Here is a 9,814-nt window from a genome sequence, read left to right as displayed (position 1 = left end):
CAAGGGAATACTCTACTTAGGGGTTAAATATTCTATACACAAACACTGATGAAAATTGTAGAGGAAACTCGTACTAGATTACAGCTAAAGCATCAACCACTCAGATATTGGTTCATCGGGTGGTGCCTTTTTACTGTTTGTTTAAGCTTTTTGATTTACTGCTTATTTTTTGAGTCTGCTTCAGTTAGAATAACTTGCAATCGCCTCTCCCCAAATCAAATTAATTGTGAATTGAGGCGATTTAATTTGCTGGGAAGCATGGAAAAGCTTAAAATGTTTGATCCTCAAGAAGCATACATTCTTACAAAGACTGGTAGCAAAGGGGGAAAAACCTATCAAGTTATTATTGTGACTTCACTTCGAGACTTTGCCCTGCTATCACATGTTAGCTATCAAGAGAATCAAGAAATTACCTCTAAAATCAACGATTTTATTAATTATTCTGACCAAACTTCCCTATCGGTGCAGCAAAATCAGCGTGATTATCTATTTTTCTTAAATATATTTATATTGATTGTGATGACTATTGCTGCTTTTTTTGCAACATCCCCTGCAACTACCTGTACCTTATATAAAAGTATCAATAAGGTATTTATCGAACGTAAAAGTTTGCGTGTCAATGAAGTTATCGAACATCCACTAGAGAATATTATGAGTTTTGATATCCAAGAAAAGCAATTTAAATACTCCAAGCTTTATCGGGCTGTAATTGTAGTTAAATTCTTCAAGGAAATTCCTATTAACCCACAATATACTGATGAAAGGAGTATCAGATATGCGGTTTTTAGGATACACTCATTCCTAAAATCTTAATAAAAATTACCCGCACTAAGCTAATCGTCATTTAAATTGCATCATTTTCATGGTAATAAAAGCTGCAAACCATCTCCCTTGCTCCCAGCAAGAACTGCCCCCCTGCGATCTCAATGTGCAAATTAAATGCTTAACAGCTTACTTACCAGTGTGTTCATAGACCAAAGTCATAGATCGCTGACTTTCGCATATAAAATTGAGGATCTTGTTTCTGCGCGTTTGACTTAGGATTGCTATACAGACACGGAACGCCGAGATGAAGTAAGTTTGAGTCACTTTTAACTGAAATTTTACAGCATCCTCGATTAGTACAATTTTTGCTCAACTACAAATACTCACTTTGTCAGTTTATCTATTTAAGCTATTTTGGTAAATAAAATAAGAAGCCAGCCTAATATAAGCGGCTGTTATTCTACACTTGACATAAAGCATTGTGAGTGCTAAAAGACGACTGCCAGAAACTATTGCCCATGTCAGAATCACCCGCCAATCTTGGCAACACGGCTTCCTTGAGGGTGAAGTGAGTGCAGGTGAGTTTGAGTGGCATTTTCAGTGGCATTTTCGCAGGGGAGAACTTGCCGTCAAGCCTTCCCAAGGCCGCGCCTTAATCAAAGAACCCCTCGGTCGATTTTTGGAGCAACAAGATTATCAGCTAGAGCCTGGAGGAGATTATGCTTTTACTATTCGGGCGGAACTCTAGGAGTTAGGAGTGATGCAATTTTGGATTTTAGATTTTAGATTTTAGATTGAATTCAAAATTGTTAGATTTTGGATTTTAGATTTTTGCTTGAATCCAAAATCCAAGTTGCGCTGGAAGCGCACCAAAGGTGCGACCCAAAATCTAAAATCGGTTGACTGCTGATTCAGTGAGGCGATTTAAGTATCTTTCGATTAAGAGGATAGCAACAATATCATCTATCGGCCTTGGTGGCTGTCGCAGACCTTGTGGCAATAACTTTATTAGCCCTTTGGGCGGGAACATTTGCCAATAGCGATCGCGTGCTTCTAAGGTTGTGTAGCGCTCATCTACTAAAATAATACTTAACGGTTCTGTCAATTCCTGATATAATTTCTGTCTCCACTCCTTGGCTGTAGTTTGGTCGCCCATCACCATCAAAGAGATCGGAAACTTTTGACGTAGTGTCTCAATGGTAGCGATCGCCTCTTTTGCTAAGACGACCTGATGATAATACAATTGCCGATCCAGTCCCATCACCGCTAAACCACACTTATCTCGACCTGGATCAAACCCCAATATGACTGGTTGCGTTGGTGAAAATTCGGGGAAAGTCATAATAAATTAAAAATTAAAAATTAAGAATTAGAAATGAATAAATGCAATCACAGCAACTATTTTCACTGCTGTTCGATATGTTTAAATCTTACTAATAACAGTGTGCAAATAATGTTTTAAGTACTAAAAATAATTTGTCCGTTGACTATTGCCACTAATTTTACTCTCAATGGCCCGGCTGTATAAGTGTCCTCTGCTGCGATCGCTTTAATCTCCAATGGTTGATTGTATTGTCTTAATTGGCTGACAAAGCGTAAGAAAGTCCCTTCTACTTGCACATCTTCGACAATTCCAGCATTACGGGCCCGAAATTGGGAAGCAGAAATCAGTATTTCCAGTCGCTGCTGTAATTGATAAGATGTCATGGTTTTGGAATCAGCAGTCGTTGTGGCCAGCACTGCGCCTCCCGAAAAAACTAATTCATTTCGGGCTGTATCGGTGAAAAATTCTATCTGCTTTTCTCCCCTGACGTAATTACCAGCCGAGAAAATTCGCACCACGTATTCTTGACCATCGCCAATCTGCTTGCTTAATTGGTCAACTCTATCCTGGGTCACGCGCACTAGCTCTACATTTGCCGGATTTGCCCCAGGCTCACTTAATCTGAGGTTAGCGTTGCGATTGGCTTCTCGTAAAAGTTGTACCACTGCCTGACGAGCAGCAGCAGGTTGGGTAATACGAACTACAGCAGCAGATAGAACTTGACCGCGAACTATGGCTAGCTTACCGAGACGCAGGTCGCGGTAAGACTGATAATATTTTTCCAACCTGGCAACTTCCATTTCTAGTTGCTCTTGTTGTGCTTCCAATTCTTTGAGGCGTGATTCCCGTTTGGCAATCACTTGCTCTCGCGCTGCAACTTCTACATTACGCTTTTGAATCAATTGATCGAGTTGGGCAATTTTTTGATCGCGTACTTCTATGGCTTCTTGGCGATTAGCAAGTTCGCGATCGCGTTTTTCAATAGCTGTTTTGGCTTGGTCAATAGCTTTTTTAGCTTCAGCGTACAGTCGTTGACGTTCTGTCTTCAGTAGTTCAACTGCCGCTTGTAGCTCCTTTCTCTGATTGTAAACGCTTTGCAATTCAGCTATAGCTTTTTGGTACTGAGGTACAACTTGTTCTAGCTGCCTTTGAGTGCGTTGGAGTTGAGTTTGAGTTTGAGCTTGTTGACTAATGGTGCGGTTCAACTGAGCTTGTGTTTGGCGTTGTTTGGCATTCGCCGCCTGCAAATATTGATTAATTACCTGCAAGTCTTGTTGTGCTTTTGTTTGGGCAATTCTTGCTTGGTTTAGCTCACTCTCTACCTGACTTTTTTGAGTTTCTGCGGTTTTTAGCTGTTCCCGCTTCTGTCTGAGGTCTGTTTGAATATCTTCTAATTCAAAGACTCCCTTTCGCAAGCCTTCGTCGGCAGCGAATAAAATCCCTAATGTTGATGCGGAAATCAAACCGCCCGTAAAAATAGTTACTACTACAGCAGTATTTTTTGGACGAAGGTTAAAAAGTGAGAGGCGGGCTTTGCCAACTCGTGTGCCGATGCGATCGCCCACGGTTGCAATTACGCCTCCCAGAATTAAAATTGCTGCGATGAGGATGTATCCGGTGGTCATCTTTAGCTACCGAAATCCTTCCAGATACAGCCTACTACTTTTAAGCATTGTCTGGAAAGAAGTGGAAATTGGCAATAGCTGAAATTATTCAATTTTAGATTTACCTCTAGCTATTAGTGTCATTTTTCAAACAAAATAGAACACGCGCCGATTCCCATTTCTCCAATTGATTTTATGTGAATTGCCTACTTAAAGTAACAGGTTTGTGCACAGTAATTTTCTTTTTGTGGATAGAAATCATCTTTTTTTCACGCAAATCCCCTAGTAGCCTAGTAACGGTAACACGAGTTGAACCAATTGCTTCTGCGATCGCTTGATGAGATAACTTCAGATCAATTGTGATCCCATCTGCACAAGGAACCCCAAAATCCCGGCAAAGAATTAGCAAAAAACTCACCAACCTAGAACCCATATCTCGGTGAGCGAGAGTTTCAATCATCATCTCTGTTTGTAAAATGCGCGAAGACAGACCTCGCAGCATTAACATTGATAATTCTGGATTTTCCTTAAGTGCTTGCTCTACTTGTTCAATTGGTGCTGACAGTAATTCCGCAGGCGTAAATGCAACCGCATGGTAAAACCGATCCGACTTATTTCCCGTCAGCAATGACAATACACCAAAAACACTATTTTCCCGCAGCAACGCTACCGTTATTTCCTCTCCTGCCTCGTACACCCTGGAAAGTTTAACAGCACCTTTCAAAAGAAAATAAACTCGTTCGGCAGGATCGCCAGGAAAAAAGATCGTTTTATTGCGTTCAAACGTTTCTACAACTGGCGGAAACGCCCCGGTCGCCATCTGACGAAATACATTTGCTAGGGCTTTATCTTGTGTCACGATCATCTCCCTTCCCCTACCCAATGCCGGAAAAACAAAAACTGATTACCTAAGAATACACCCGAAAAATGAATAAAGCACCGTCAACCTTTCTGTACTTTCCTATACTCAAACTAATCTCTTCATAACTCTTTGTTTATAATGATACAGAATTGTTGATCCTTTCAGCTATAAATTGTTGATAAGTACTTCCAATAGCTGTATTAAAAAGGGTTTTTTAAAGAACAAATAAAGTTATTTTGGAAATATCTTTAGGAAAAATCAAGATTTTTACACGCAGCAAACACTCTTACCAATATTGATTTTTGCAAATCCTGTATAAAACAAAGACCAAACGTGCGTCAGATTCTAGTATGCTCCTAGATGATCGATCGCATTAACAATTTATATGCTAAATCTGACTGGAAAAAATGCTCTTGTTACAGGTATTGCCAATAACCGCTCGATCGCCTGGGGCATTGCCCAACAACTGCATAAAGCCGGAGCAAACCTGGGTATTACCTACCTGCCCGATGAACGTGGCAAGATGGAGAAAAAAGTTGCAGAATTGGTAGAACCCCTCAACCCCAGCTTATTTCTTCCCTGTAATGTCCAAAATGATGAACAGATTCAATCTACCTTTGAGACAATCCGCGAACAGTGGGGAAAGCTAGACATCCTCATCCATTGTCTTGCCTTTGCCAGCAAAGATGATTTGACTGGAGATTTTAGCCAAACTTCTCGTTCTGGCTTCAACACCGCCTTAGAAATTAGTACCTACTCGCTGGTGCAGTTAACTGGTGCAGCTAAACCTTTGATGACAGAGGGAGGTAGTATCGTCACCCTCACATATTTAGGCGGTGTTAGGGCAATCCCTAACTATAATGTCATGGGAGTTGCCAAAGCTGGCTTAGAAATGAGTGTACGTTACTTGGCTGCCGAACTAGGGCCACAAAATATCCGCGTCAATGCCATTTCCGCAGGCCCCATCCGCACCTTGGCATCTTCAGCAGTGGGTGGGATTTTGGATATGATTCATCATGTAGAAGAAGTAGCTCCCCTACGACGCACCGTAACTCAGCTAGAAGTAGGTAACGCTGCCGCTTTTTTATGTAGTGATTTGTCCAGTGGTATTACCGGACAAATTCTATATGTAGATGCAGGATATGAAATTATGGGAATGTGACGCGATAAAGTTAGGAATTATGAGTTAAAAATTCATAACTCTTAACTCCTAACTCCTAACTCTTTCCACTCCCTATGCAAACAACCAATCGCCAAGTTAATTCAAACTACGACCAGTCAACTAAAACCCCTCGGATTGCCACTGTTCACCGCACCACTGGGGAAACTGCTGTGCAAGTTACCATCAATCTGGATGGTAGAGGAACTTGCACCGCAGCAACAGGCATTCCGTTTTTAGATCACATGTTGCATCAAATTGCCTCCCACGGACTGATTGATATAGATGTTCAAGCCAAGGGAGACTGGGAAATTGATGACCATCATACCAACGAGGATGTAGGTATTACCTTGGGCCAAGCCTTTAACCAAGCACTAGGCGACAGAAAGGGCATTGTCCGCTTTGGTAATTTTCTTGCGCCACTGGATGAAGCCTTAGTTCAGGTAGCCCTAGACTTTTCTGGACGCCCTCACCTCAGTTACGGCTTACAAATTCCTACCCAGCGTGTAGGAACCTATGACACCCAACTTGTGCGCGAATTTTTTGTGGCACTCGTAAACCATAGCCAAATGACACTGCACATTCGGCAACTGGATGGCATTAATTCCCATCACATTATTGAAGCTACATTTAAGGCATTTGCGAGAGCAACACGGCTGGCAGTGGAAATCGACCCTCGTCGTGCTGGTCTAATTCCCAGTTCTAAAGGCGTTTTGTAAAGTTAATCATAGTTACTGACCAGGGCTTATATTTTTAGTGCTAATTCAGGTAATCTGTTTGCGATAATTGACACACAGGTTAGTGATGGTTATTATCAGCCTATCGGGTAACTTGTAATTAGTGCCAAGCTGGTAATTAGTAATTGAACCAAGATGAAGTCTGTTGCAGATGACCCTGATTCTCAACTTAATACGACGGACACTCCGCCAGTAGTCCTGACTTCTGAGTTGCGAAAAGTCTATCGCACTGGTTTTTGGCTAAATCAAAAAGTCGTATCTCTCAAAAACTGTTCTTTAACAGTTTATAAAGGCGAAACCTTTGGGTTGCTGGGGCCAAACGGTGCTGGTAAAACCACCCTTTTAAAATTGTTGCTGGGGATTATTCGCCCTAGCTCTGGACGAGGATTATTATTTGGTAAGCCAATAGGCGATCGCAGTGTTAAGCAACATATCGGCTATCTGCCAGAAAATCCCTATTTGTATGACTATCTCACTGGCTGGGAATTTTTACAGCTAGCTGCCGGGCTATTCCAAATTCCCCAAAGTGTGCAACGCCAACGCATTCCTCAACTGCTGGAATTAGTGGGTTTATCCCAAACCGATGCCCGCAAAAAGCTGCTGCGTCGCTATTCTAAAGGAATGCTACAGCGTGTTGGGATGGCACAGGCGCTAATTAACGAGCCAGATTTGGTTTTTTTGGATGAACCCATGTCTGGTCTTGATCCTGTGGGACGCTACCAAATGCGGGAAATTATCCTGGCGCTAAAAGCTGCTGGTAAGACGATTTTTTTCAACAGCCACGTTCTTAGTGAAGTAGAACAGATTTGCGATCGCATTGCCATCCTCGCTCAAGGTGAATTAATTTGCTCTGGTTCCCTCAATGAACTCTTAGGCAGAAACAACACATATCACGTCAAAGGTCAAGGTGGTGACTGGGAAATTCTTCAAAAATGGATACCCACTATCAGATTTGAACCTGATGGTTCCTGGCAAGGTACACTACAAGACGATTACTATGATTTTCTCGCCAGTCTTCGTCTCATGGAGGGTAAAATTATTGCCATGAATTTGTCGCGTTACTCCCTAGAAGAGTTTTTTATTCAACAAATCCAAAGAAAAAATGACTAACTGAATTAATCTTGTTGGCAAATAGTAAATTTTGGGTTGCCTTGAGCAACAAAACCCAAAATTTCTGCCTTTTTGAGTTCATCTTTCTGAAGCAAACCGACAAAAATAAAATTCCCATCTCTTTTTAACAAAGTGTAGGGGTTAATTCCCCATCCCCAAAGGGAATTGCTTGTAATGAAAAAGGGGTTTAAATCCCCATCTCAAAACGTAATTGCGAATTGCGAATTGCGAATTGTTTAAGGTTATTTGTATTTATTTAATGAACTTGTTCATAATTTTGGTAGCCCTAGCAGATTTAAACTGTGAGTTTAAATGTCGTAAAATTGACATTGAGAAGAAAATTTTATTTATAAGTACTTTATTGATTAACAAAGAACTTCTTGTATAAACTGCGTTTATTTGCGGAAGTTCTTAATATTTTTTTAGAATTTCTATATTCAAGTTGGCTTAACTTTAAATTAGCTTCACTAAAAATTCAAATTCACTAGACAAATTTCCTCCGGAAAATGACACTTTTCGAGGAGAATAAGAGTGTTGGGGAACATGAATACTTAGGTATAGTCAAAATAAAAATGTTAAGACAGTACATTATTGATTGTAGTTTCAGAGTCTCAGGTAAATATGCTTAATACAAGTTTGTTTAAATTCCTAACTCAGCCAGTTGTGGGTGTAGCTTTGTTAACTGCTGTCAATGCCGTTGCTCCATTTGCTAGTCTAGCTCAGGGACAATCATTACCACCAACAACACCAACACCAAACACATCAACACAATTAGATACTAATTATTCATTAGGAGGCGGCGATCGCATCCGTGTAAATGTATTTGAAGTACCTGAGTATACGGGGGAATATCAAATTCCCCCAGGTGGAGCCATCAACTTACCTTTAATTGGCAGTGTGTCAGTCCTCGGTCTAACAACCGAACAGGCTGCTGACGAAATTGCTAGAAGATATGCTCGCTTCCTGAAACGTCCCTTGATCTCAGTCAATTTGTTATCATCTCGTCCCATCAATATTTTCGTTGCCGGAGAGGTGACACGTCCAGGCGCTTACACCCTGAGCTTGAGCGGAGGCGCAGGAGACAATCCCGGCGTACAATACCCCACTGTATTAGCCGCACTGACAACAGCACAAGGTGTAACGCTGGCTGCGGATGTGACTCAAGTTCAATTACGGCGTAAAATAGGGCGCTCCTCAGAGCAAACCGTCAGTATCAATTTGAAGGAACTCATCCAAACAGGCAGGTTATCACAGGATATTACCTTGCGGGATGGAGACACTATAGTTGTGCCAACTGCAACCAACTTCAACGTGGCAGAATCCCGCAATATATTTGCAGCTAACTTTGCCGCTAGCCAAACCACACCCCGCACGGTAACAATTATCGGTGAAGTTAACCGTCCCGGTTCCTATCTTGTCACCCCAGCTAGCACAGATGCACAGGGGGGAGGCGCAACCACTAATAGTGGTACTACCACTCCCAATGGTCTACCAAATGTGACGCGGGTAATTCAACTAGCTGGGGGAATTACAGCACAGGCTGATATTCGTAATCTCAAGCTACGCCGACCTACAAGAGCTGGTTCAGAACAAGCTATAGATATCAATCTTTGGCAATTATTGCAGAGTGGTGACACCAATCAAGATATTATCGTGCAAGACGGAGATACAATAGTTATTCCGACAGCAACTGAAATTAACCCCGCAGAAGCCACTCAATTAGCTACCACTACTTTGTCTCCTGCACGCATTCAAGTTGGTGTAGTAGGCGAAGTTAAAAGACCAGGATTAACAGACGTTCAGCCGAATAGCTCTTTAAATCAAGCTATACTCGCTGCTGGAGGATTTAATGATGCTAGAGCTAGTAGTGATTCTGTTGATTTGATTCGCCTCAACCCTAATGGTTCTGTGACTAAACGTATTGTAAAAATGGATTTCTCTGCTGGGATTAATGAGCAAACTAATCCCATACTCCGCAATAATGATGTTGTGGTAGTCAATCGATCGGGTATAGCTAAGACTGGCGATACCACAAACACCATAGCTGGGCCTCTAGGTGTTATATTTAGTATTCTGAGGGTATTCGGACTCTAGTTTAAGATAAGGATTAAATGGGGGCGTTGGTCAAATCTCTCCGTCCCCAAAATTGCACTACCTATAAGTCACGGCTCAATAGTCAAGAGTTAATATAGGCTTACTTAATCATTTGTGAGAAACAAAAACTTGAAAAGCTTGTAAATAGGTATTTTTATC

Annotated in this window: 9 protein-coding genes; 6 read left to right on the top strand and 3 right to left on the bottom strand. The window is 41.5% G+C overall.

Annotated features, from left to right (window positions below; translation table 11 throughout):
* Positions 1-258: 258 nt before the first annotated feature.
* Together VE944_RS32045 and VE944_RS32040 are read left to right on the top strand one after the other, a co-directional pair.
* On the top strand, positions 259-813 hold the full coding sequence (locus VE944_RS32045; RefSeq protein WP_324987245.1) for a hypothetical protein: 555 nt from the start codon (positions 259-261) through the stop codon (positions 811-813).
* Positions 814-1,243: 430 nt separating this feature from the next.
* On the top strand, positions 1,244-1,513 hold the full coding sequence (locus VE944_RS32040; RefSeq protein WP_372726526.1) for a DUF3146 family protein: 270 nt from the start codon (positions 1,244-1,246) through the stop codon (positions 1,511-1,513).
* Between the two features lie 141 nt (positions 1,514-1,654).
* Here the strand turns inward: VE944_RS32040 and VE944_RS32035 are convergent, their stop codons facing one another.
* The 3 genes from VE944_RS32035 to ntcA form a co-directional block, all read right to left on the bottom strand.
* A complete protein-coding gene (locus VE944_RS32035) occupies positions 1,655-2,107 on the bottom strand; it encodes a pre-16S rRNA-processing nuclease YqgF (RefSeq protein WP_324987241.1) in 453 nt (150 codons plus the stop codon).
* A gap of 116 nt (positions 2,108-2,223) precedes the next feature.
* The gene (locus VE944_RS32030; protein WP_324987238.1) at positions 2,224-3,714 is read right to left on the bottom strand and encodes a DUF3084 domain-containing protein; all 1,491 of its coding nucleotides are present in this window, start codon (positions 3,712-3,714) and stop codon (positions 2,224-2,226) included.
* A gap of 172 nt (positions 3,715-3,886) precedes the next feature.
* Complete coding sequence (gene ntcA / locus VE944_RS32025) at positions 3,887-4,558, bottom strand: global nitrogen regulator NtcA (protein ID WP_017652326.1); 672 nt, start codon at positions 4,556-4,558, stop codon at positions 3,887-3,889.
* A gap of 382 nt (positions 4,559-4,940) precedes the next feature.
* Here ntcA and fabI point away from each other — a divergent pair, with 382 nt between their 5' ends.
* From fabI to VE944_RS32005, 4 genes are all read left to right on the top strand, one after another.
* Entirely contained in the window at positions 4,941-5,717 is a 777-nt protein-coding gene (fabI, locus tag VE944_RS32020) for an enoyl-ACP reductase FabI (RefSeq protein WP_324987233.1), read from the top strand.
* Between the two features lie 74 nt (positions 5,718-5,791).
* Positions 5,792-6,433 (top strand): imidazoleglycerol-phosphate dehydratase HisB, encoded by a 642-nt coding sequence (hisB, locus tag VE944_RS32015; protein ID WP_324987230.1) that lies wholly within the window; start codon positions 5,792-5,794, stop codon positions 6,431-6,433.
* A gap of 153 nt (positions 6,434-6,586) precedes the next feature.
* A complete protein-coding gene (locus VE944_RS32010; RefSeq protein ID WP_324987227.1) occupies positions 6,587-7,561 on the top strand; it encodes an ABC transporter ATP-binding protein in 975 nt (324 codons plus the stop codon).
* A gap of 621 nt (positions 7,562-8,182) precedes the next feature.
* Complete coding sequence (locus VE944_RS32005; RefSeq protein WP_324987224.1) at positions 8,183-9,655, top strand: SLBB domain-containing protein; 1,473 nt, start codon at positions 8,183-8,185, stop codon at positions 9,653-9,655.
* Positions 9,656-9,814 lie beyond the last annotated feature (159 nt).

The sequence above is a fragment of the Nostoc sp. genome (assembly GCF_035638895.1).
Lineage (GTDB): Bacteria > Cyanobacteriota > Cyanobacteriia > Cyanobacteriales > Nostocaceae > Nostoc.
The sequence above is the reverse complement of the archived record's forward strand: the minus strand, read 5'-3'. Positions and strand labels throughout refer to the sequence as shown.